Below are 23,363 nucleotides of genomic sequence, written 5' to 3'. Positions count from 1 at the left end.
TTAATTTTTCTTGAAGTAAGTTCATTTCGAAATCTTTAAAATCTCTACGTTTGTATACCTTTTTGATATACATTTCAATTTTTAATTGTCTTATACTCTTAAGTAAATGATATTTATTATTTCGGACGACAGCACCTTTATGTTTGGCATCAATACCCTACTCTCTTCGCTCCGCCTTTCCCTAAAACAGGTATTAAAAATAATAAAGACTTCTTCTTATGCTTTATTTAGTTTTATTTAGCTTTATTAATCATCACTTCTTCTAGGTTGTGTATATATTTTTCCATCAAGAATTTGTTCTTAATTGTTTTTATACCTTGATTCCCCATTTCTTTTAACCTGTTTTCATCTACAAGCATATACTCTAATGCATTTGATAATTTAGTAATGTTTCCTGGAGGTATTAATTTACCGTTAACCCCATCTTCTATTATCTCTCCAGTACCTGCTACATCGGTTGCAACCGCTGGACAGCCACATGCTAATGATTCTAGTATCGTTCTCGGTAAGCCTTCACTATATGAAGGTAACACCAACAAATCTAATTGCTTCATAATATTCAATACATTTTTTCTCCACCCTAGGAAAAAGAAATAATCTTCTAAATTGTTATCTTTAATCATTGATTTAATTTCTTCGAGATATTTATTGTCCGAAGGATTTAATGTGTCTCCAATAATTAAAAAGCGGTGGTTACTAATCCCTTTGTTTTTTTGCATTTCAATAACTGCCTGAACTAAGTCTCTCTGACCCTTTCTAGGCTGTACAGAAGCTACTATACCTACTAGTTTAATATTAGAATCAAGATTCAATTCTCGTCGTATTGAATCATCTTTAATGACGGAATCAACCATTTCCATATCGATACCAGTATAAATTGTTTTAAATTTATTTGAAGAATTTATAATATATTTTGTATTAAAAATGTCTTTCACATTGTCGGCAATTACAATAATTTGATCTGCTATATTTGCTGCTATTTGATTAAATATCCCTAAATTTTTATCTATTCTCACATACCAAAGAACTGGTATTCCTAACATTTTTGCAGCAACACCGCACGTTAAAATCGAGCGAATATCATTGCAATAAATTAAATTGTAGTCTTCTCTCTTAAAATACTTGTAATATTTAATAATATATAATGGAAGTGATATTATGGATTTAATTTTACCTACTAGACCTTTACTCTTAATATCGCTTCCACTTTTATCAAGAGCCTTCGGATAAGTTACAACATCCCTAAGGATTTTTGCTTCATTCAATTGTTCGGTAAATAAACCCTCTCCAGGAGTTACTACTTTTAGGTGAAGATCAGGATTTTTACTGTTAATTAAAAAATTATATAGTGACTGTTGAGCACCGTAGAACATATTATATCCTGACTCACACACTGCAACTTTTTTCATTTTTTATCCCTCATGTCTGTATATACTAAATATAAACTTCTTTGACCCTCAAAAACTGAATCAAAACAAACCTTGCTTCCACTCCTATTCCACCTTGGATGAAGATCGCACCTGAAATCATTATCATATTTAAAAGGTGCAAACACCTTAGCTATAATTTGTGATTTCTTGTCATCCATTAAATAAAGTTTACAAACTCTAGCTCTATCAGGATACGTATCAGTAACTACTTTTTTTCCATCCGCCGAATAACTTGGGTGCCCATCGTTTTTCAATTCAGGCCAAAGCTGATGAATATTTTGAGTTTGGTCTTCGATCGAATAGTATCCATTACCGTTTTCAATTGTGTATGCATAAGCTATGATCTCTTTATCATTTTTCCAGTTACAGTGAGAAACCATCCCATCATCTAATAGATTACACATATCGGTTCCATCTACATTCACTGAAACTAATCTAGTGTATTTTTTACTTCCTACATACCATCTATGTAACACAATGAATCTGTCCCCACTTGGATTCAGCATAAGATGGTTTACTTTATGTTCAGCATTTTTCATTTCTTCTCTATGCTCAAAATGATAAAAATCAGTGTACTTTAGAATTGATTTAATCTTTCCATTAATTAAATCAATACTCCAAATACATGTAGCATCCGGGCACATATTTCCATTGGTTGAATCAGTTTTGTTTGAATAACCATACCCAGGCCTCATCCTATGGAGCCTCGCAAAATCTAATGTGACAGCCGTTTTTCCATCTTGGCTAACACTGTATACTGGTTTCGGAATGATGGCCTCTTTCTTTGAGTTTAAATCATAGATAATAGAACAAAATTCATTATTTCTAAAATCATTATAAATAATGCAATTTTTATGATCAGGTGCTAACCATTGAAGCATACAACCTTGCTGTACATTCCATGTATTAGTCTGACCTATTACCTTAATTTTATTTTGATTTTCTGTATCAATTAATATAATATCAGCGGGTTCTGATGGAGCTACGGATTTCGTTGTATCATTAACTCTTAAACATAGCATATAGCGACCCGTAGCATCCCAAGGAGATTTGTCATAGTATCCAAAGAAGTATTCGTATTCATCATCAGGAGTTACTCTATGAATATCACCTTCGTACTTCACTTTTTTGGATACCGCGTACATACTATATTGATAAACTCTTTTCACCACTTTTTTTACTAAAGGGAATTTCGATAGATAAGAGTTCACTTTTGATTCTATGCTCATTTCATTCACGACCCTCGACTGCAATTTTTTATTTGTTTCTCAAATACTTATCAGATATAACTTCCAATAACTTGATTGGTGCAAGAAAAACGATTGTTTGGCTTAAAGCTACGATTAATAAATCATTTAATTCTGAGTAACCTTTTCTCCAAAATGTATAGATCATCTTGATGTAGCTGCTACACTTAGTCCAACTCTTTCTTCTTTTGAGATTGTCACGATTTGCCCTGAATAATAATAATGATTTATCAATATTTGAACTTTTGTAACCAGAGTTTATTAGATTTATAAACAAGTCTAAATCTTGATTTCTTCTAAAATCCTTGTAGCCACCCATCTTTAAAATGATACTTTTTTTATACATTACAGTAGGGTGATTGAATGGGTTTCTCCTTCGTCCAAATTTCAATATATCTTCATGAGTTTGGGGTACAACCCTTGATGATATTATATTTTCTGGTTCATCATAAAACTCATCTATATTTGTGCCTGAAATAACAAGTTCTGGGTTTGTTGCAAATTCATTTAGTTGTAATTCGCATCGATTCGGCAAAGAAATATCATCGGTGTCCATTCTTGCAACTAATTCATTTCGGCAAGCCTCTAAACCTGCATTTATAGCCAGCCCCAATCCCACATTTCTTTCTAGTGGAACAATAGTAAATTTTTTTCCATATTCCGAGGAATAATACATAATAATTTGATCTAATTCCTGTGTTAATTCTCCATCTTTCACAATTACGATCTGTTCAGGTGATACACTTTGATTGAGCATGCTATCAATACTTTGCTTAAAATATTCAGGCTTTTCATTTATATATATTGACATTAGAACACTGTATTTTTTATTGGCACTCTTCACTATTTTACTCCTTCTGATAATTTAACTGCTTCCTCGTGCGAGAAAGTTTCACAAAGGTCTGATATTGTTTTATCATACACTAAAGTCCCAAATACCTTTTTGGTAATTGGAAATGGCGCGACTTTAATAAATAGATTGAAGAGGCTTGTAAATTTAGTTCTATTTCCATGTATCTTAGCAATTCTATTCACTAATTCTGCTGTATTTACGTACTCATAATCTTGAGGCAAATACAGGCCTTCGGATTGCTGTAAAATAACCTCCTCTAATTTAGCAGAAAGATTATCTATATAGAGCATACTTCTTTTATTTTGATAGTTTGGAAATAATGGGGTCTTCCTTGCAAGTGATGAAAGTCTACGGTAGTTCCCGGTACAATTTTCGCCATATATCATTGGTGGTCTTATAATGGCGACTTTAAAATCTTTGCTCTCCATCTCTTTTAATTCTTCTTCTGCCTCTAGTTTAGAAGCACCATAATTTGATTTAGGCTTGGGTTTAGTAGAGCGATCAATCACTCCAGTTTCAACTCCATATACGCTCATACTGCTTAAGAATATTAACTGAGCAACTCCCTCTTTTTTAGCTTTTTGAGAGAGTTCGACTGTTAGGTCCCGATTGATTTTATAATAAAGATCTTTGTTTTCTTTTGTCTCCTTAATATGAGCAATCCCCGCAGCATGAATGATTGAATCGTACTTAGAGAAATCAAGCATTTTCCACTTATTATCACGAACACTTACTTTATCTACAAGGAATTTCTCATCATGGTTTTCAAGCCATACTTTTAAACGATTACCAACGTACCCATTTTTACCAGTTATCAACACTCTCATTTTTTTGATACAACCCTTTTCTTTTTATCACAGTTAATAGCTTGCTCAGCTTTCCCCTCTACAACACCATCACTTTTCAGAACACTAATGAGGGTTCCAAAGAAACACTTTACATCTATCATTAATCCCAATCGGTTAACATACTCTCCATCTAACCTTGCTTTCACATTTATAGGTAGTTCATCTCTGCCGTTAATTTGCGCCCAGCCAGTTAATCCTGGAGGTACTTCATTTGCGCCGTATTTATCTCGTTCAGCTATCAAATCATATTGATTCCAAAGTGCAGGTCTTGGGCCAATGATACTCATTTCCCCTGTTAGAATATTCAAAATTTGCGGTAATTCATCCAGTGAAGTTTTCCTAAGGAACTTACCCATTTTGGTTATATACTGATTCGGATTATCTAACAAGTGAGTAGGTGTATCTTGCGGAGTATCAATCCGCATAGTTCGGAATTTATATATATTGAAATAACTTTTATGTATTCCAACTCGTTTTTGCTTGAATAATGCCGGGCCTTTTGATTCAAGTTTGATTGCAATAATCAATCCAATAAATATTGGTGACAATATTATTAATCCCGCGACCGACAGCACTGCATCTGAAAGTCTTTTTATTTTCATATACATTTTTGAATGCACTCCTTATTTTCATCAGAAAATTAGTACTGACTTGGTTTTGAAAGACCAAATAACTACTAATCATCTAATTATTAATTTTAATGTTACTTTGAGACGAGTTTCTTCAATATTATAAGTAACCTTCTCCACTTATCTCTCGATCACTTATTAAAATTATCCTGGTAGCTTCCGACGGAAGCAGATATTTTTTTGTTTAATCAACACTCTGGCAGTAAGAAAAGCTGAAAGCACACTATTGTTTCAGAAGGAAGCAAAAACTCTTCCAGACTTATCAACTTCGAAAACAAGCCAAACTTTCTCGAAATCCTCCCGTTCTACGAAGAAGACAACAAACTCAATCAATAAGTTTTCGAAGAAGACCAAAACCCAAAACAAACAAAAACACCCCGACCCACCCCCAAAAGGAAGCAGACCGGGTCATTATCCAAACGTCCCCAACTATACACCAGCCTTTTGACTTTTCAACACTTTCTCCATCGTCTCCAAAAGTTCATCTTTCAAACTCTCATCCTTCAAAGCAAACTCCAGCGTCGTCTTCACGAACCCCATCTTCTCTCCAACATCATACCGAGTACCTTCAAAGTCATAGGCAAACACCCGCTGGATCTCGTTCAGCTTCTGAATTGCATCCGTCAACTGCACTTCTCCTCCGGCACCTTTTTCCTGCTTATCCAGGTACATAAAGATTTCAGGTGTAAGAATGTAACGCCCCATAATTGCAAGGTTAGATGGTGCTGTACCCTGTTGCGGCTTCTCTACAAACTGATTCACGCTGTGGCGGCGACCAACCTTTTCAATTGGATCCACTATTCCATAGCGGTGGGTCTGGTCGTCAGGTACTGTCTGTACACCGATCACAGAAGCAAGTGTCTCCTCATATTGCTCCATCAGCTGCCGTAGGCACGGTTTCTCCGCTTCTACGATATCATCACCGAGAAGAACTGCAAACGGATCGTCACCAATAAACTTCCGTGCACACCAGACGGCATGGCCAAGACCCTTTGGTTCCTTCTGACGGATGTAGTGAATATCCACCATCTTGGAAGAGTACTGGACTTTTTCCAGAAGTTCTGTTTTGCCTTTCTGAAACAGGTTCTGTTCAAGCTCAAACGCATGGTCGAAGTGGTCTTCGATTGCGCGCTTCCCTTTACCTGTTACGATAATGATATCTTCAATCCCTGATTTAACAGCCTCTTCAACGATGTATTGAATCGTCGGCTTGTCCACAATCGGAAGCATTTCCTTCGGCATCGCTTTTGTGGCCGGCAGGAAGCGGGTACCGAGGCCCGCTGCCGGGATAATCGCTTTTTTTACTTTCTGCATGCAGCTCATCCCCTTTTATTTAACTAGTGATAATGACGCTTCTTCTTCAATTCTGAAGTGTGCCAGATCAAGTGTACGTTCCCGAAGACTTTTTACGGAATAGGATTCAAACATTTCCGTGAAGTTGTAAATGATGTCCATATCCACCGGAGGCGTTTTCCCCCGGTAAATCATCGGGTAGATCTGTTCATTGTGCACTTCGTCCTCACCGAGCAGCTCTTCAAACAGTTTCTCTCCCGGTCTCATACCGGAATATTTAATCTTAATGTCGTCTTCCGAGAAACCGGAAAGGCGGATCAGGTTTTTCGCCAGATCCACAATTTTCACCGGTTCACCCATATCGAGCACGAATACCTCCCCACCTTCAGCGAGTGATCCTGCCTGGAGCACAAGCCTTGACGCTTCCGGAATCGTCATAAAGTAGCGGGTCATCTCCGGATGCGTCACCGTTACCGGACCGCCGACTTCGATCTGCTTCTTAAAAAGAGGAATAACGCTCCCCCGACTTCCGAGTACATTACCGAATCGGACGGCAACAAATTTCGTTTTGCTGACGGTATCCATATGCTGGACGACCATTTCCGCAATCCGCTTCGTGGAGCCCATCACGCTCGTCGGGTTGACCGCTTTGTCCGTGGATACCATAACGAAGTTGGCTACTCCGTATGTATCGGCCGCTTCCGCGACGTTTTTCGTCCCTATCACGTTGTTTTTCACCGCTTCGTGCGGGTTACGCTCCATAAGCGGTACGTGTTTATGGGCTGCCGCATGATAGATCACATCGGGCTTGTACTTATCGATCACTTCAAAGATCCGCTCCCGGTCCTGCACGTCGGCGATTTCCGGCTCCACGACGATTTCCGGGAACTTCACTTTCAGTTCCATATCGATGCCGTAGATGCTGTTTTCTCCGTGACCGAGAAGAACAATCTTCTCAGGGGAGAAGCGGCATACCCGCCGGCACACTTCCGAACCGATGGAACCGCCTGCCCCTGTCACGAGGATCGTTTTACCGGTGAGTTTGTTGGAGATCGACTCGACATCCAGCTCCACCGGCTCCCGACCGAGAAGGTCCTCCACCTGTACGTCCCGGACCTGGTTGACCGAAACCCGGCCGCTCATAATGTCTTCGATGGACGGCATGATCTGGGTTTTCACTTTTGTTTTTGAACATTCCTCGAACACTTTGTTGAGTTCCTTTTTCGACATGGAGGGGATCGCAATGATGATGTGCTGAATGTTTTTGCTTTCAACCAGTTCGGCGATCTGTTCCGATGTGCCGAGTACCGGGCACCCCATCATTTCTAGGTGCTGTTTGGATTCGTCATCGTCCACAAACGCCACCGGCTCAAGCTCGGATGTCTCGCTGTTTTTCAACTGGCGTGCAACCATCGTGCCTCCGTTGCCGGCACCGACGATGAGCGTTCGCTTTTTGTCTGTGCGAACTTTAAGCTTCGAATCACGGTACAGACGCCACGAGAATCGGGAGGCGCCTATGAGGAGAATGTGAAGCATCCACGTAACGAGAAGTGTACGGGCATAAAAGCCCTGGTAGGCGACGAACAACAGAATTCCGACAACAACGATGGAAAGCGTAATCGCTTTAAAGATGGCACTCAGTTCCTGAATGCTCGCATACTGCCAGACCCGCTGATAGAGTTTAAAGTAATAGGCAAAAATATGATGACTGATAATCAAAGCGATGGAACTGACGAAAATAGCAGCCGGGAAAATGTCGGCACTGCCGCTGAGCATCCAGTACCCCACGTAAATCGAAAACATCACAATAATTGAATCGACCGTCATCAGTAAACCGAGCCTTTTTTTATAACTCAATGCCCTTCCTCCTTTTTAATTCTGGTCACATATGTAAAGCATAAAAGCAGTAAACAATAGATACTCCTGGTGCAGAATACATATTGGTTAACACTCTTACTTGCTTTAGGCTGTCTGACTTGTCCAACTGCATTTCTTTCAAAACACTTTTGAAATTACAAAGATAATAGAAAACCAGGCATTTAACCTGACCTCACACCCCACCGGTGACAACGAGCGTCTAAGGTTGTTCACTATTAAGAACAAACCCACAGCGTGGCCGAGTACCTCCGTTGATAAAGGTGAGGAGGCATTACCTGGATGTCATCATGTTGTAACAATTGTTTACACTCATATAACAGTTACTTAAAACGAAAGTAGTATTATAAAAAAGTAACAAGTATATAACTTGATCTCTTCCTTTAAAATAGGCCAAGGAATTTTTTCTGCTTTACTTTCTGTGGCGGTTCGATCATCACCTGACTGTTTTCTATGATCAGTTCCGCGTTTTCCTGAAATAGATAGACCATCTGGTTTCCAAATTCCTGCTCAATCCGGTCATAGGCTTCTCTCATGGCAAATCCTCTGCCCTCCATACTGTGGGCATCACTTGCGACAATGTGCGTAAGGTTGGCTTCTATGAGATCTTCGGATAGTTTCTGAATCTTCTTCCCGAAACGTCCGGCCACACTGGTTGCAGTCACCTGGGTAAGTGCGCCATTTTTCACAAGCTCATAGAGTCGCTCCGGATGCTTCATGATTTCCTGGTTCCGCTCAGGGTGAACGATGATCGGCTGCAGGCCTTCGACTTGGATATCGTAGAAAAGCTGATTGGTAAAACGGGGAATCCGGTTTGAAGGCAGTTCAACAAAAAGGTACTTGCTCTCGTTCAGAGGCAGAATCTCTCCATTTCTGAAATCCTCGATCAATTCTCCGTAGATGCGATTTTCCTGACCCGGGAGTACGTCCAATTCAATATGGTTGTCCTTCAAAACAACATTCAGCTCACGGACAGCGTCTATAATTTCAGTTCTTTCGTTGGTATATTTTCCATTTTGATGGTGTGGGGTGGCTACTATAGTCCTAATACCTTCCTGTGAAGCAGCCCGGGCCATTGCGAGGGCATCCTCCATCGTGGCGGCTCCGTCATCAACCCCGGGCAGTATATGGGAGTGGAGATCAATCACGCTGATCGTCCCCTTTCGTACATAGTAATTTCCAAATCTATCATAACACGTCCAGACAAAATATGTTTAATTTGCCTATAAATACAACAAAAGGTGCGTGTCTTTTGTCTATTTTTCTGCGTAATAGTAGGAATAGCTCTTATCTTCCATTTCTCTGTCGTTCAGGACAGCACCGATGATATGAGCGTTCGCTTTCTTCAGTGACTCCACTGCTTTTTTCGCTCCATCCACCTCGGTTTTACCGCTTCTCACTACGAGTACGACTCCATCGCACTGACTGGAAAGAATCTGGGGATCTGTCACCAGGTTTACAGGGGGCGCATCAAGGATGACGTAATCGTAGATGCCTTCCACTTTTGCAAGCAGATCCCGCATAGACTTGGAGCCGATCAGTTCACTTGGATTCGGCGGCACCGGTCCTGATGGAAGCACTTCGAGATAAGGGATCTCCGTTTCCAGGACAGCTTCCTCAAACGTGGCCTGGCGGGTGAGAACGTTCGTAAGCCCCGTCTGGTTTGGCAGCTGAAACGTAAAGTGTACCGTCGGTTTCCGGAGGTCGGAATCGATGAGGAGAACCCGTTTCTGCTGCTGGGAAAGGACGACACCAAGGTTTGCGATCGTCGTCGATTTCCCTTCCCCGGGCCCGGAGGAACTGACCATGATCTTACGGATCTCTTTATCAACGCTCGCGAACTGAATGTTTGTCCGCAGTGTCCGGTACTGCTCACTTACAGCTGATTTTGGATCCACCTGCGTAATCAGGCTTCTCTGTTTATCGGTTAACTGGTTTTTGTTTCGTTTACGCGCCAATCGAATCACGCCCTTTTTTTGCTCGAGAGTTGATGTTTGCCTGCTTCACCTGAACTTTGTCCGCATCGATCGTTGGGATCGTACCGATCACCGGCACTCCGAGAGCCTCTTCAAGATCGTCCTCTGTTTTGATCGTGTTATCGAGGAATTCAAGCAGGAATGCAAGCCCCACAGCACCCATGGCCCCTACAACAAACGCAATCGCCATGTTCAGTGGCGGATTCGGGCTGACAGGTGAAGGATTTTCTGAGAGTTCTGCTGCTGACAGGATGGAAACGTTGTCCACACTCATAATCTCCACGATTTCCTGCTGAAACGTTGTGGCGAGTGTATTGGCAATCTGAACAGCCATAGCCGGGCTTTCGTCTTCTACTCTAATCGATACAACCTGTGAATCTCCTTCACTTCCAACGGAAATCTGGTTTCTGAGGGAACTGACGGAACGCTCAAGGTTGAGTTCAGTAAGGACGGGCTCAATGATTCGCGGGGATTCAATAATGACGTTGTATGTATTGATGAGTTCCAGGTTCGTCCGGAGGTCACCCTGGGTATACTGCTGTCCTTCTTCATTGGACTGGTTCACGAGAAGCTGTGTTGAGGTCTGGTACGTAGGCGTTAGATAAAAGTATGAGATAAGTGCACTAATTAAAACAGCCGCTGCAGTAATTCCGACAATTAACGATATTCTTTTTTTCAATGTTTGTATAATTTCTTTTAAGCTGATCGTCTCTTCCATTGTTTCCTCCTGCTTCCTCTTGTATGTTCTCAAACTATCATAAGGGGAAAGGCAACTTATGTAAATGGGTTTGTGTGAAAATGTCGGAAAAAGGAAGGACGCTTTTACATGTAAGGGCTTTCTTGTGGAAATTGCAGAGATTTGGTCTGGTAATTCAAAGTTCATATTGTAGTTTCTGGAATTCCTTACTATAATCAAATTATTAGGAATTCAATGACGAGGAGATATGAAAAAATGAAAAAGTTCTTTCTAATCAGCGGACTGATCCTGCTGCTTGCCATCGGATCGGTTGCCGGTTACGGGTACTACATGTACTCAAGCGTCCAGAGTACAGTGGACAAGAAGATGCACGTGACGACCGACCGTGAGAAGTCCGAGCGACGTGAAGTGGAAGTTAATATAGAAGAAAAGGAACCACTCTCGTTTCTTCTCATGGGCGTGGATACCGGGGCCGGTAGAACCGACCGCGGGCGAACGGATACGCTTATGGTAGTGACGGTGAACCCCAACGATGAATCTATGAAAATGATGAGCATTCCCCGGGATACAAGAACGGAAATGGTGGGGCGCGGTCACGATGATAAAATCAACCACGCCTACGCGTTCGGCGGCGCTGAAATGGCTATGGCATCAGTGGAGAACTTCCTCGATATCCCGATTGATTACTTCATGACCGTTAATATGGATGGTTTTCAGGAAATGGTTGACGCTGTTGGAGGCGTCACGGTGAACAATAATTTCTCCTTCAGACAGAGCGGCTATAATTTTGATGAAGGCGAAATCTCACTTGATGGATCCCAGGCGCTTGCATATTCCAGAATGAGAAGCCAGGATCCCCAGGGGGACCTTGGCCGTAACGAACGCCAACGGCAGATCGTGGATGCCATGATTCATGAAGGAGCCCAGTTCTCTTCAATTACTAGAGCAGGCGACATTCTCGATGCTCTGGGCAATAATATTCGTACGGACCTTACTTTCGATAAGATGATGACGATTCAGAACAACTACCGCAGTGCCCGCCACAATTCCGAAACGCTGGATCTGGCAGGGTCAGGAGCGCGAATCAATAATATCTGGTACTACATTGTGGAAGAAGATGAGCGCCAGCGGGTTTCCAGTGAACTCCGGGCTCACCTTGGGCTTGAAGGGGAGCAGGTTGTCGTAAACGATGAAAATGATGAAGACTCATAATTAAAAACGAGGGTGTCCCTGTCGTGCGGGCACCCTCGTTTTATAAGTTCATAACGTATGTAGTCGATACTGTTTTATTATGTTTCAATTGTCTTCTGAATTGAAACAGGTGATTTTCTTTCACTGTATTCAAGCTGATGGGCGGAATAGCCCATGAAGCAGGTCGGACATTGGTAGGGAAACGTATTCGTATTGTCCGCTGCAGCTGTCAGGATATCCGGGCTGTCTTCCCCGTAAACACGGGTTGCCGATTCATTCCATTCAGCGGTTGTATGCGTAGCTCCGCAGCTGGTGCATGTGACATGGGTACAGGATTCAAGTTTCTTCTTTTTCAACGCCTTTAAAAACAACCTATTCACCTCATAACCGTTTTAAAACCCTCGTTTGCTAACTAGAGTTATACCCCCGATTCATCAGCAGTGAAACCCTTTACACAAAATAAGGCGGAAATTACCTACCCGAAATGTCCAATTGTACTAATTTTGGACCTACAGGCTCTGTGCCCCACCTGAATATCGCACTATTTTCTATAGAAGATCCCCCGCCCGCTTCCAAATCCTGCTGTATTATGTCGAGAGAGGTAGTATAATGGGATTCAGAAGTTTTAACAGATTGTATTAAGGGGTTTAATAGGATGATGAAACGTTGGGTATTTATTATTTTTATCGTAAGTACGATTGTGATTATTGCTCTGTCAAAATGGCAGTATGAAAGCCGGCTTGCTGCCATATCCGATCAGGCAGCGGAAGAACTGAATACGGTTATGGCTGACAACGGGGAAAGTACCGCGGATACAGGTGCAGTCGAGGAGAATGTATCGGTGGAGGACGAAGTTGGCGAGGCTGATGAAGAGTTCGTGGATATGGATGTTCATCCGTTACTCGAGGATGTGATGGAACAGGCCCTTGCTGACAGTAGACCAGTAGAGATCGTTGCTTTCGGCTCCCGTGCCCTGACCGATTACGATGACACCGGGGTAACCCCCTGGCCGGAGCTGCTTGAGGAAGCACTGGCAGCTCACTATGGAGAAGACCACTTTACAGTGAACGTATATTCCTATGGAGCACTTATGAGCTCGGAAGTTACCGAAGAAGACCATCACATTGAAGTCGCAGTATCTGGCGGAGATATCTTTCTCATTGAGCCGTTTATCTGGAATGACAACGGCAACCTTCTGATCCGGGATACCATCGTTTATGCAGAAACAATGGCGGAAGCGATCGCCGAGGAAAATCCGGATGCGGTGATTGCCCTCATGCCGTCCCAGCCGCGGGGCATTTCCCAGGCTCCCAACTACATTAACAATCAAATCGTCCCTTTCAGAGAGTTTGCCGAAGAGAGCGAATACGTTTTCCTCGATCACTGGACGAACTGGCCCGAGCTGGATGACGAAGAAATGGATGACTATTTAGACGGAGTCCTCCCCTCCCAGGATGGTCACGAAGCGTGGAGCAGCTACATTGCATCCTGGGTAATGAATGATAATTAAAGGATGTGGATGGATCTCTCCCTCATGGTTGTCCTGAACAATTAGCATAAAACCGTAAGGTTTTAAAGTGATTTTAAACATCTGCTATATCCTTCACCATCATAAAATAGCCGCCGGAATCTTCCTCCCGGCGGCTTTCTTCATTATTATTAATTTCTATTGTACGATGTCTGGTGCTGATCTCCTTCAGCACTCAGGATTACGGACAGGTCGTGTGAAGGATTATGAGCGGTATTAACAAGCATTCCGTTGATCTCCATGGCGAGCACATCGGGGTTGCCGATCCTGAAGTCCACTTCGCCGTAGCCGGAGAGGTCAATCTCCTCCTCACCGTCTGCCGGAATGATGCCGCTGTAGAGAATTTCGCCGGTGTCAGGCACCGACACTTCCAGCCACATTTCCTCTCCGTCCGCTTTTATAAGGGTGGTCACATCGTCATCCCCCCGGTAGGCAAATGTCGTAGTTTCGTTTTCAGCTGTCACTTCCTCGATTTCCGCTTCCCCGGCAAGTACTTCCTCTTCCACTTCAGCCTCCGCTGCAACGTGCTCAAGGTTTTCAAAGGCATAGGCCAAATCGCCTTCTTCTGCTTTTGAAAGGGTTGTTTCGTGTCTCAGTCCTGCAAGAACCAGGACGATGATTGTTAAAAGGGCAACCGGGTACAAACTCGTTACTGCTTTTTTCACCTTACTCCTCCTATCTGCTCTCAAAGCTTCCGTTTCTTCTCTCATCGGCGCCTCCGATGACGCGGCCGTTTTCGTGATCCGCCACAATGACGTTGACGCTTCCGAAATTAAAAGGGCTGTTTCTGGAGTGATCCACCGTGTAGCCCTTGGACCGCAGCTCTTCGACGCCCTCGTCGCTTTCCATGAGAAGCGTTTCCTCGAATACATCAAGGTAAGTCCGCGGCGCATCGATGGCGTCCTGTACGGGCTCGTGTCCCGCAACAGACCGCACGAGCGTCTGGGTGATCACGGACGGGATCCGTCTGCCGCCTGCGCTGCCGAGCCCGATCACTGGACTGCCGTTGTGGGACAGAATCGCAGGCACCATGTGGCTGTTCGGTCTTTTGCCCGGCTCTTCCCGGTTCGGAGACGACTCTGAATCTGTAAAGTTGTGCATCTGGTTGTTCATAAAAAAGCCGTGTGTATAGACGCCTGAGCCGAAGAAATTGCTCAGGGTATTTGTGACACTCACCATCGTGCCGTCTTCATCCACTACCGTGATGTGGGTCGTATTGTTGTGCTCCTCACGGTCGGCCTGAGTTTTCATTTCCGTCCGGTACTCCTCACCGAGCGAGCCGTCCGCGAGCGTTTCAGCAAGCTCCCGGCTCCTTTCCATCGAAGTGAGCATATCGTGCGGCACGTCCACAAAGGAAGGATCGCCCACGTAATCGGTGCGGTCCTTGTGGGAACGGCGGTTGATCTGCCCCATCAGATGGGCAAAAGCTGCGTCATCATCGAGATACTGCTCTGCTTCGAGCAGCTCTGCAAGCTGCAGGGACTGAATGAGCATCGTTCCGCTGGAGGCCCCGGACGGCACATGCACGTCCAGCCCGTGAAACGATCCCTGCAAAGTGGCGTGCTTCTTCACTTCGTAGCTGGCGAGGTCTTCTATGGTCAGCCCTGGAACATCCTCAGCGACCGCTTCAGCGATCTCTCCTTTGTAAAAGCTTTCAGCTCCGTGGTCGCTGATTACGCGAAGGGTATCAGCCAGCTCCTCCTGCACGAGGGTTTCTCCTGCCGAAATAGGAATTCTATTAATGAAGAAAAGCGGCAGGTCGTGAACCGGCAGGCGGTAGGCAGCGTTACTGAGCCTCCGCTCCAGGATGCCGTCGATTTCGACCCCTTCTTCAGCGAGGGTGATCGAGGGCTCGATCAGGTCTTCAAGGTCAAGCTCACCGTAGTCACCGTGCACCGTTTCCATACCGGCCACAAATCCGGGAATCCCCACTCCGTTATCGTGGGATGAACCTGAAACAGGAGCCATGGCACGGTAATCGTAGGTCACCGGTTCCGAGCCCCGCTCCTGAACGAGCATTACTCCGTCACCGCCGATCCCGGAGGCGTACGGCTCGATCGTCCCAAGGGCGTAGGAAATGGCCACCGCCGCATCGACCGCATTGCCTCCCTCCTCCAGAACGTCAAGACCGATTTCTGTGGCAAGTGGGTGATCAGACGAGACACTGTTCGGTATCGGAGCCAATTCCTCTTTTTCCGTTTCGGCTGCTTCATCATTTTCCCTGTCTTCCTGAAACGATGGTACCGCTTCACTTCCGCTCTGCAGGGAAGCCGGATACATGTACAGGGCTCCTCCGATTCCAAGAAGGATGATGATGGCCGTCACAATGACTGGTTTTTTTCCCAATGTGATGATTGGCATGATGGTTTACCTCTCGATCGTTTTAACGAGCCTGTCGTCTTCGTGCTCCCACTCGTCATTGAATCTGGATGTAAAGATCAGATCGTCTGTCATTCTGCTGAAGACCCGTTCCTTCCGATAGGTCCCGGTCACGGGGCGAGGCTGACCTTCTTTTATATAGAAGGGATGCACTTCCACTTCGATGCTGTCCTCAAACAGCCGGTACTGGAGCACCGCCGTTTCCCGGTTCATGGACCAGCCCTGGTCAAAGATAAAGTTCCCGAGGCCGTACGCCACAACCGTTCCGTCGATCTCCTCCACCGGCTGCAGCACGTGACTGCCGTGCCCGATAATCAGATCCGCACCCGCTTCGGCAATCGCTTCAGCGAGGGACCGCTGACGGGGATGGACGGAGGAATCGTATTCCTCCCCCCACTCGGCGTGCACGATCACGAAGTCGGCGTTCCCGGAAGCTTCGTGCACCATGCGAACCACTTCAGCAGGATCAGGGCTGTATACAAGGTTCGTCGCTTCTGCTTCATGATCACGAAACCCGATGCTCGCTACCGTCATGCCGTTGACTTCCTCGTAATGGGGCTTCCACCGCTCTGATTTCTCTTCCGTCAGGTAGCCGGTACCAAAGTGGGCGGTACCCGCTTCACTGAGCACATCCATCGTGCTGTGGATGCCGGCGGCTCCGTAGTCACCGATCTGGCTGTTGGCCAGGTTCAGGTGGGTGAAGCCGGCGTCGAGAATCGCTTCTGCACCTTCCTCATCTGTGTGAAGCCAGTACGATTTATCCTCGTCGCGGTTGTCCGGATGATCGGACTCTTCATTTAGGACCGGGTGGGCCAGGTTCCCTGCAGTTATGTCAGTCTCCTGCAGCAGCGGGGATGCCTCTTCAAACAGATAATCCATCCCTTTTCGGTCCGTGATCTTGCTGATGCTCCGTCCGAGCATGATATCGCCCGTCGCACTGATGGACAGCAGACTTCCGTCATCGGTCTGCTCATCCTCGCCTGCGCTGGCCGTTCCCGGTGTGACACCCTGTGAAAAAACCGAATAGAACGTAACAATAAGAACACAGATTCCGAGTGTAATCACCGAATCTCGGACAGCTGTCTTTTTATGTTTTTTGACTCGTTTTAAATGCTTCTCTCTCAGAGTAAGCGTGCGCTTTTCGTTTTGACTGCTCAAGTTCTGTAACCTCCTCACTTCTAAGGTCTGAATATATTGGACGCTCCACTTCAAGCCGTCCGTTCGCTTTCCGCGGCGGTCCGGTGAGCCTCCTCTGTGGGGTCTCACCTGGGCCCCTTCTGCCGCAGGAGTCTCACCCCCGGCGTGAAGCTGAGCATATTATCAATAGACTGATTTAATAGTTCCAGGTTTCTACTATTAAATAATAGACGCAGCGGAAGGCGGCGACTCCAGCGGGAAAAGCAAGAGCTGAAGACCCCGGAGGGCGATTTTCCCGAGGAGGCTGAAGCCTTGCCCGCGGAAAGCGTCCGCCTGCAGCGCGGGAACTTCTCTTAAAACAACTGATAAATAGTAAGTACTACGAACGTGATCCCGCTCAGCACCATGGTTGATGTAATCGTCGGGAGCACGCCCTGACGCTGAATTGTGTTGGCAATGAGTCCCGGAACGATGACACCGAGCCCCCTGAACTCCTGAATTTCAAACGGCATGACCGGATAAAAGTAGTCAAACACCATCTTCATGGCGATCCCCACCACCATCATCGCGGCGAACTTCCGCCTGCCGTACAGGGTGACGAACCGTCCGATCCCTTTCGTTACAACGAGAAATGTCAGGACACTGACGATCAGAATGACAGCCATAAAAACGGGCTGGTCAAACACCAGCGCCAGGTAACCGGGTATAATCAGACCTGCAGGCAGCATGCCGAACCTTTCCGTAAACAGTAGACTTACAAGCACCCCGATGATCAGGGCGACGTACAATTCTCCTCCAAACATGTTACTCCTCCATCGATTTCGTGTATTTTACGCGGGCTGGATCTCCGTGCCCTGTCTTTTCTCAAACTCACGGATCAGCGGTTCTGCCGCGCCGTGAATGTTTCCGATTCCGTACATAACCCGGCCTTTCATAAATGGCTCCAGTTCGGCCACGATGCTTTCCAACGAATGCCCGTCCAGGTTGATCAGGTCGTGCACTTCGATCGTCCCCTCCTGAACTGCCCTGACGATCGGATCGGTAATGCCGCCGATCAGAACAAGGTTGCTTTTCGGAAGGTACGGAAGCACGTCCCGTGCAAACTGCTCCGTCCGCTCGACCCGGTCTTCCCTGCAGTTCACAATAATGACCGGATCTTCTTCGGGGTAGCCGAGTTCCGTGATCCGGTTCCAGATGTTGATCGTTGATGTGGCGTCATTGGCTGCAAACCCGTTCACGAAAAAGGAAGGATCCTGCTGATCGCCAACCGGCAGCACTCTCATAGCACCTGGGTCGGGCCAGGCGTTGAGCATGCCTTTCTTTGCGGTATCCCGGTCAATGCCGAGGACATCAGCCACCGCAAGTCCGAGGGCGATGTTCTCTGGGAACACCATGTAGGTAAACTGTTTAATGTAGCTTTCCTGCACAGAGGAAGTATCAATGATAATGAGTTCGGTATTCCTTTCCTCTGCAATTTTGCGGAAAAACTCCACGTACGGGCTTTCATTGACGATCAGGTGGCCGTTGTACGGGATCGTCCCGCTGAACGCTTCTGCCACCTCATCGAGAGTGGGACCGAGAACATCCATATGATCGTGAAGCACGTTAACGATGAGGACGATGTCCGCCTGAAGCATCTGCTCCTGAAAAATGATCTGATAATCGGGGTTAACGGCCATGCATTCCCCCACGAAAGCATCTGCTTTGGCGTCGGTCACCTTCTTCATCACATCCCGCTGCTCCCCGATGTTCGGGCCTTCCTTCTTCCTTTTGATCGGTTCCTCTTTTCCTTCATACCAGTAGAGCATCCTGGCGTCGGTTCCGGTCGTTTTTCCGATCGTCCGGTGTCCCGCTTCATGAAGGATGCCTGTCACGAGTCTCGTGACGGTGGATTTTCCCCGGACGCCGTTAATGTTCACTTTTACCGGCACCCGGTCCAGTCTCGACTGGTGCTTCTTTTTCTCCCTGATCCCGAGAAACAAGCAGAGCGCAAAGACGACACTGATAAAGATAAACTCCGTTAACCACATGATCTGTCATTATCCTCCTGTACTGCCGGACGTCTGATTCGGGCGGGTCCGGACTGCGTGTGAAATAGGCTTTATAACGCTACATTATCCACATCCGGTGGCGGACTGTAAACAGCTGAATTCGACATTATTCGACATTTTTAAAAGACTATGGAACACCGTCAGGGCAGGTTGTGTAAAATTTCATGAAATTTCTCTTTATCCCCCATAAAAGAGTCCCGATACGGCATTTTTCGGGGCAGGACGTTCATCCCCTTCCGGTTAAAACGGCTGTATGAAAGACAGGTTGTCTGCTTCTTTAAGGTTGTAACCGCTTTAGGAACACCGGGATAAGTGACCATTCTTTTTCCTTCACCACCACTCTCTTCCTCTTTTATGTGACGATCGACGCCCGCCTGCCTTTTCGCGTACTTCTGATGACGTTTTTGTTATGAGACTATCGGATCGCTGTCCGTTGATAGGAAAATTACATTTTCCTTTGAGATTTAAGACTATTTTTTAGGGTTATCAGAAGAAAAATAATGGCAGTTTTAGATACTTTTCACCTGAATGGTTTCATATAGTACTTTCCTTCATGACATTTCTATGTGACAGTGTTTATGGGGGTTTTTCCTGTTTAGGACTTTCCTCTTTTTTGTTGTAACTTTACACGTTTACTGTCGTCTTTTGTAATTAGGAACAGGTTACAGCTTTTGTTACAGCCCTGAAATCTGAAATTCATCTTTTAGAAATGATTGAAACAGGGTAGAGGGGTATTAGCGATTAGATTCTCCCCATTCCCCTGTTTGCTGTGACGAATATTGTAAATGGCGTTTTCTACTACGGAACGAAAGAAATGGAGGTCCAGCTGACGTGCACGAACTTTTATATTTAGGTCTATTTGCCGCAGTTGTTTTGGCGCTCGGAGTGTTTGAGCACTTCCGGATTAAGCAGCGCATTAAAAAGATTCCCACCCGTATTCTGGTGAACGGAATCAGAGGAAAATCAACAGTAACCCGGCTGATTGCCGGTATTTTAAAGGAAGACGGACGGAAAGTGGCCGGAAAGACGACCGGAACTTCCGCCCGGATGTTCTACTGGGACCAGGACGATGAGGAACCGATCGTACGTGGTCTCCAGGGGCCGAACATCAGTGAACAGAAGCATATGGCGAGAAAAGTAGTAAACCGGGGAGCCGATGCTTTTGTTTCCGAATGTATGGCCGTAAATCCTGAATACCAGAAGGTGTTCCAGGAACGGCTTGTCGAGGCCAACATTACAGTTATTGCGAACGTCATCGAAGACCACCTTGACGTGATGGGGCCGACGCTGGACGATATCGCCGAAGCGTTCAGCTCCACGATTCCGCATAACGGGTACCTCGTTATTCCTGAAACGGACTACCGCCGCTTTTTTGAGCGGATTGCGCAGAAACGGAACACCGAGGTAATCGTGGCCGATGAGAGCGCCGTTGACGAGGAATATCTTAAAAAGTTTCCATTTATGATCTTCCCTCAGAACGCAGCTCTTGCTCTCGCTGTTTCAGAAGCGCTGGGGATCGAACGTGAAGTTGCGCTTCGCGGGATGCTTACAGCACCTGTGGATCCGGGAGCGATGCGTGTACACCGGTTCGGGGAGCCGGCTGCACCGAAGTACTTCTTTAACGGGTTTGCCGCTAATGATGCAACGTCGACTTTGAGCATCTGGGATCGCGTAAAAGAGCTTGACTATCCTATGGATAACGGCACAATCGTAATGAACTGCCGTGAGGACCGGATGGACCGGACGCTCCAGTTCATTTACGACGTTCTCCCCCACTTCGATGCGAAGCGCCTCGTGCTTATTGGCCGCGGTGTAACGCCGATCATGCAGGCGCACAAAGAAGGAAAGCTTCCTTTTGAAGAGATTGTGAACCTGGAGAAGCAGCCTGTTGATGAAGTACTGGCTAAACTTCAGGAGCTGCCGGGTGATTCCGTATTTTACGGGATTGGTAACATTAAAGGAGCTGGTGAGGAACTGGCTGCGGCGATTGAAGATATTCGCCTTGTTGACGAGGAACGCCTCGAAGACTACAGACTGGAAACAGAAGATGATCTCGATGAGACAAGAGAGTTTGTGCCTCGCCGGGAGCGCAAGCGCCAGCCTTCTGCCCTGTCCAGTTCACCATCGAAAATGATTCAGACACCGCTCAAGTAATAAATGCTGTTATAACCGCCGGATCAGTAGGACGGTCCGGCGGTTTTTCAGGGAAAGAATGCTTTAACCAACAGACACACTAACTAATTTTGTCGTGAAGGAGATGTCGCCGCTGTGTTCGGTACAGATTTATATATTGCGATTGTACTAGGAGTTCTGCTCAGTCTGATTTACGTGGAGAAAACGGGAATTATGCCAGCCGGGCTGATTGTGCCCGGCTATATGGCGTTGATTTTTGACCACCTGATGGCCGTGATTGTTGTTGCACTTATAAGCTTGGTTACTTACTTAGTGGTCACTCAGGGGCTTGGCCGCCTCACAGTTCTGTATGGACGGAGGAAATTTGCCGCCATGCTGGTTGTCGGGGTGTTATTGAAGATGTCGTTTGATTTTGGTTACGGGGCTCTGACAGGCGCCCAGCTCATACCCTTTGAAACCTTCGAGTTAAGGGGGATCGGGGTTATCGTTCCCGGTCTGATTGCCAATACGATTCAGAAACAGGGCGTCATCCCGACGTTCAGTTCCACGCTTGTAATTTCGTTCTTAACTTTTGCACTAGTCTCAGCCTATCACTTGTTCTAGAGAGGGATCTTAATTATGGAAAAGGAGAAACAGGATTTTAAGGAACGTATGCGGGCATGGACGATGCGCGAACGGAAAAAAGCGCTGCCCCATTCTATTATTGCACTGGCTATTGTTCTGGTAATTATTCTTACGGAACCGGTCTGGAACTCTGTGGATGTACCTGAAAACACCCGCCCGGATAATGTGGAACACCGCATTTCCATGGTCGGTGATATGATGACGGGCCGGCACGTCCAGGATGCTGCCGAACAGAGCGGCGAGCCCCTGTCACGGGTTTTCCGGTACACTGCGCCGTACTTTCATGAGTCCGATTATGTGACCGGGAACCTGGAAGTCCCGATAATGGATGATACAGATCCGGATTTCGATGATCTGGTGGATGATTATGAATTGGAAAAACTGATTCACTTATACGGTCCCCTCGGGACTATTGATGCGCTTCAGTATGCCGGATTTGATTCAGTAAACTTCGCAAACAACCATACGATCGACTACGGTGCCTTATCCTTCGATGAAACGATGCGCCATATGCATGGTACCGGCATCGAGATGGTGGGTATTGGCCACCACCTTGGCGATCGTACTGGTGAAATTATGGTCGAGGATCCGATGGAGGAAGACGGATTTGAAGACGACGGTATGGGAGAAGGTTTTGAGGATGATGATTTCGCGGACGGAGCGGAGTCTGAGGATCCCACTGCCGAAAACGATGATTCAAATGGCATGGAGGACGGGGATTCAGCCACTGGCAGCAGCCAGGATGACCGGACTCAGGACGAGCTCATTGAAGACGAGGACATGGACGCCTCACGCATTTCCTACCACGAGCTTGAAGGCGGTCCTACGCTTGCTGTGCTTGGCATCACCGATGTCTTCTATCCCGAATTCAGTGCCGGACAGAGTTTCGGGGTCTTTACGACCTCCCCTGTCGGTGAGGGTACAAGCAGTTCCGGACCGGAGCTTCTCCAGCAGCGGATCAGTGAAGCTAACGAAAACGCCGACATTGTCATGGTTCACGTCCACTGGGGCGATGAGTACCAGGTGGGACATAACCAGGAGCAGGCTCTGCTTGCCCGCCTTATGTCCAGTGCCGGAGCTGATATTATTATCGGCCACCACTCCCACGTCCTCGAGGAAGTGGAAGTAATCGAGCGTGAGATGGCTAACGGCGAAATGAACAGCACGCTTGTGATGTTCGGGCTTGGAAACTTTGTCTTTGACCAGGGCTGGACCCGGACGAAGGAATCGATCCTCGCCCAGCTTGATATTCTTGATGACGGAAGCTCACAGATGACGTTTATTCCAATGAACGTGATTGATTCCACTCCTCGGGAAACAACGGGAATTTTAAAGCCGTACCGGGACTGGCGCATCTTCCGTTCCCTTCGTAAAAATCTGGACAGAGACCTGTGGCACGTGGAAGACAGCCGTCTGATTGTGGACCTCGACCAGGCCGGCGTGCTTGACTGGGAAAGGACTGAGTAAAGCTT

The 23,363-nt window shown here is 46.2% G+C and carries 21 protein-coding genes; 5 read left to right on the top strand and 16 right to left on the bottom strand.

The window, feature by feature from the left end:
• Positions 1-233 precede the first annotated feature (233 nt).
• From FGB90_RS08520 to FGB90_RS08475, 10 genes are all read right to left on the bottom strand, one after another.
• Positions 234-1,409: a glycosyltransferase gene (locus FGB90_RS08520; RefSeq protein ID WP_138810400.1), complete on the bottom strand. Its 1,176-nt coding sequence runs from the start codon at positions 1,407-1,409 to the stop codon at positions 234-236.
• Complete coding sequence (locus FGB90_RS08515; RefSeq protein ID WP_138810685.1) at positions 1,406-2,659, bottom strand: TolB-like translocation protein; 1,254 nt, start codon at positions 2,657-2,659, stop codon at positions 1,406-1,408. The genes FGB90_RS08520 and FGB90_RS08515 overlap by 4 nt, the downstream gene beginning before the upstream one ends.
• 28 nt (positions 2,660-2,687) lie before the next feature.
• On the bottom strand, positions 2,688-3,521 hold the full coding sequence (locus FGB90_RS08510; protein WP_246056110.1) for a glycosyltransferase: 834 nt from the start codon (positions 3,519-3,521) through the stop codon (positions 2,688-2,690).
• Positions 3,521-4,357: an NAD-dependent epimerase/dehydratase family protein gene (locus FGB90_RS08505; protein ID WP_138810399.1), complete on the bottom strand. Its 837-nt coding sequence runs from the start codon at positions 4,355-4,357 to the stop codon at positions 3,521-3,523. The genes FGB90_RS08510 and FGB90_RS08505 overlap by 1 nt, the downstream gene beginning before the upstream one ends.
• A complete protein-coding gene (locus FGB90_RS08500; protein ID WP_138810398.1) occupies positions 4,354-4,986 on the bottom strand; it encodes a sugar transferase in 633 nt (210 codons plus the stop codon). The genes FGB90_RS08505 and FGB90_RS08500 overlap by 4 nt, the downstream gene beginning before the upstream one ends.
• A gap of 450 nt (positions 4,987-5,436) precedes the next feature.
• Positions 5,437-6,321 (bottom strand): UTP--glucose-1-phosphate uridylyltransferase GalU, encoded by an 885-nt coding sequence (galU, locus tag FGB90_RS08495; RefSeq protein WP_138810397.1) that lies wholly within the window; start codon positions 6,319-6,321, stop codon positions 5,437-5,439.
• A gap of 15 nt (positions 6,322-6,336) precedes the next feature.
• Positions 6,337-8,157, bottom strand: coding sequence for a polysaccharide biosynthesis protein (locus FGB90_RS08490; protein ID WP_138810396.1), 1,821 nt, complete (start codon positions 8,155-8,157; stop codon positions 6,337-6,339).
• Between the two features lie 401 nt (positions 8,158-8,558).
• Positions 8,559-9,323: a tyrosine-protein phosphatase gene (locus FGB90_RS08485; protein WP_138810395.1), complete on the bottom strand. Its 765-nt coding sequence runs from the start codon at positions 9,321-9,323 to the stop codon at positions 8,559-8,561.
• 108 nt (positions 9,324-9,431) lie between these two features.
• Complete coding sequence (locus FGB90_RS08480; protein ID WP_306419230.1) at positions 9,432-10,142, bottom strand: CpsD/CapB family tyrosine-protein kinase; 711 nt, start codon at positions 10,140-10,142, stop codon at positions 9,432-9,434.
• Entirely contained in the window at positions 10,123-10,869 is a 747-nt protein-coding gene (locus FGB90_RS08475; RefSeq protein WP_138810393.1) for a YveK family protein, read from the bottom strand. The genes FGB90_RS08480 and FGB90_RS08475 overlap by 20 nt, the downstream gene beginning before the upstream one ends.
• A gap of 234 nt (positions 10,870-11,103) precedes the next feature.
• Here FGB90_RS08475 and FGB90_RS08470 point away from each other — a divergent pair, with 234 nt between their 5' ends.
• On the top strand, positions 11,104-12,060 hold the full coding sequence (locus FGB90_RS08470; protein WP_138810392.1) for an LCP family glycopolymer transferase: 957 nt from the start codon (positions 11,104-11,106) through the stop codon (positions 12,058-12,060).
• A gap of 77 nt (positions 12,061-12,137) precedes the next feature.
• Here FGB90_RS08470 and FGB90_RS08465 read toward each other — a convergent pair whose 3' ends face one another.
• Positions 12,138-12,410, bottom strand: coding sequence for a hypothetical protein (locus tag FGB90_RS08465; protein ID WP_138810391.1), 273 nt, complete (start codon positions 12,408-12,410; stop codon positions 12,138-12,140).
• A 284-nt stretch (positions 12,411-12,694) separates the two neighbouring features.
• Here FGB90_RS08465 and FGB90_RS08460 point away from each other — a divergent pair, with 284 nt between their 5' ends.
• The gene (locus FGB90_RS08460; RefSeq protein ID WP_138810390.1) at positions 12,695-13,549 is read left to right on the top strand and encodes an SGNH/GDSL hydrolase family protein; all 855 of its coding nucleotides are present in this window, start codon (positions 12,695-12,697) and stop codon (positions 13,547-13,549) included.
• A gap of 149 nt (positions 13,550-13,698) precedes the next feature.
• Here the strand turns inward: FGB90_RS08460 and FGB90_RS08455 are convergent, their stop codons facing one another.
• The 5 genes from FGB90_RS08455 to pgsB (FGB90_RS08435) all read right to left on the bottom strand — a co-directional run bounded on the left by FGB90_RS08455 (position 13,699) and on the right by pgsB (FGB90_RS08435) (position 19,113).
• A complete protein-coding gene (locus tag FGB90_RS08455; protein ID WP_138810389.1) occupies positions 13,699-14,232 on the bottom strand; it encodes a DUF4115 domain-containing protein in 534 nt (177 codons plus the stop codon).
• 10 nt (positions 14,233-14,242) lie between these two features.
• Entirely contained in the window at positions 14,243-15,928 is a 1,686-nt protein-coding gene (locus tag FGB90_RS08450) for a gamma-glutamyltransferase family protein (protein WP_138810388.1), read from the bottom strand.
• A gap of 6 nt (positions 15,929-15,934) precedes the next feature.
• Positions 15,935-17,104 (bottom strand): CapA family protein, encoded by a 1,170-nt coding sequence (locus tag FGB90_RS08445; RefSeq protein WP_138810387.1) that lies wholly within the window; start codon positions 17,102-17,104, stop codon positions 15,935-15,937.
• 332 nt (positions 17,105-17,436) lie between these two features.
• Positions 17,437-17,886, bottom strand: coding sequence for a poly-gamma-glutamate biosynthesis protein PgsC (gene pgsC, locus FGB90_RS08440; RefSeq protein ID WP_138810386.1), 450 nt, complete (start codon positions 17,884-17,886; stop codon positions 17,437-17,439).
• Positions 17,887-17,913: 27 nt separating this feature from the next.
• Complete coding sequence (gene pgsB / locus FGB90_RS08435) at positions 17,914-19,113, bottom strand: poly-gamma-glutamate synthase PgsB (RefSeq protein ID WP_138810385.1); 1,200 nt, start codon at positions 19,111-19,113, stop codon at positions 17,914-17,916.
• 852 nt (positions 19,114-19,965) lie between these two features.
• On the opposite strand from pgsB (FGB90_RS08435), the gene pgsB (FGB90_RS08430) reads away from it, so the two are divergent.
• The 3 genes from pgsB (FGB90_RS08430) to FGB90_RS08420 all read left to right on the top strand — a co-directional run bounded on the left by pgsB (FGB90_RS08430) (position 19,966) and on the right by FGB90_RS08420 (position 23,358).
• On the top strand, positions 19,966-21,288 hold the full coding sequence (pgsB, locus tag FGB90_RS08430) for a poly-gamma-glutamate synthase PgsB (protein ID WP_138810384.1): 1,323 nt from the start codon (positions 19,966-19,968) through the stop codon (positions 21,286-21,288).
• A 114-nt stretch (positions 21,289-21,402) separates the two neighbouring features.
• The gene (pgsC, locus tag FGB90_RS08425) at positions 21,403-21,870 is read left to right on the top strand and encodes a poly-gamma-glutamate biosynthesis protein PgsC (RefSeq protein WP_138810383.1); all 468 of its coding nucleotides are present in this window, start codon (positions 21,403-21,405) and stop codon (positions 21,868-21,870) included.
• Between the two features lie 15 nt (positions 21,871-21,885).
• Positions 21,886-23,358, top strand: a complete 1,473-nt coding sequence (locus FGB90_RS08420) for a CapA family protein (RefSeq protein ID WP_138810382.1) — start codon at positions 21,886-21,888, stop codon at positions 23,356-23,358.
• Positions 23,359-23,363: the final 5 nt, after the last annotated feature.

This window comes from Alteribacter natronophilus (genome assembly GCF_006007885.1).
Taxonomy (GTDB): Bacteria; Bacillota; Bacilli; order Bacillales; family Salisediminibacteriaceae; genus Alteribacter; species Alteribacter natronophilus.
This window is presented reverse-complemented; position numbering and strand designations above follow the sequence as displayed.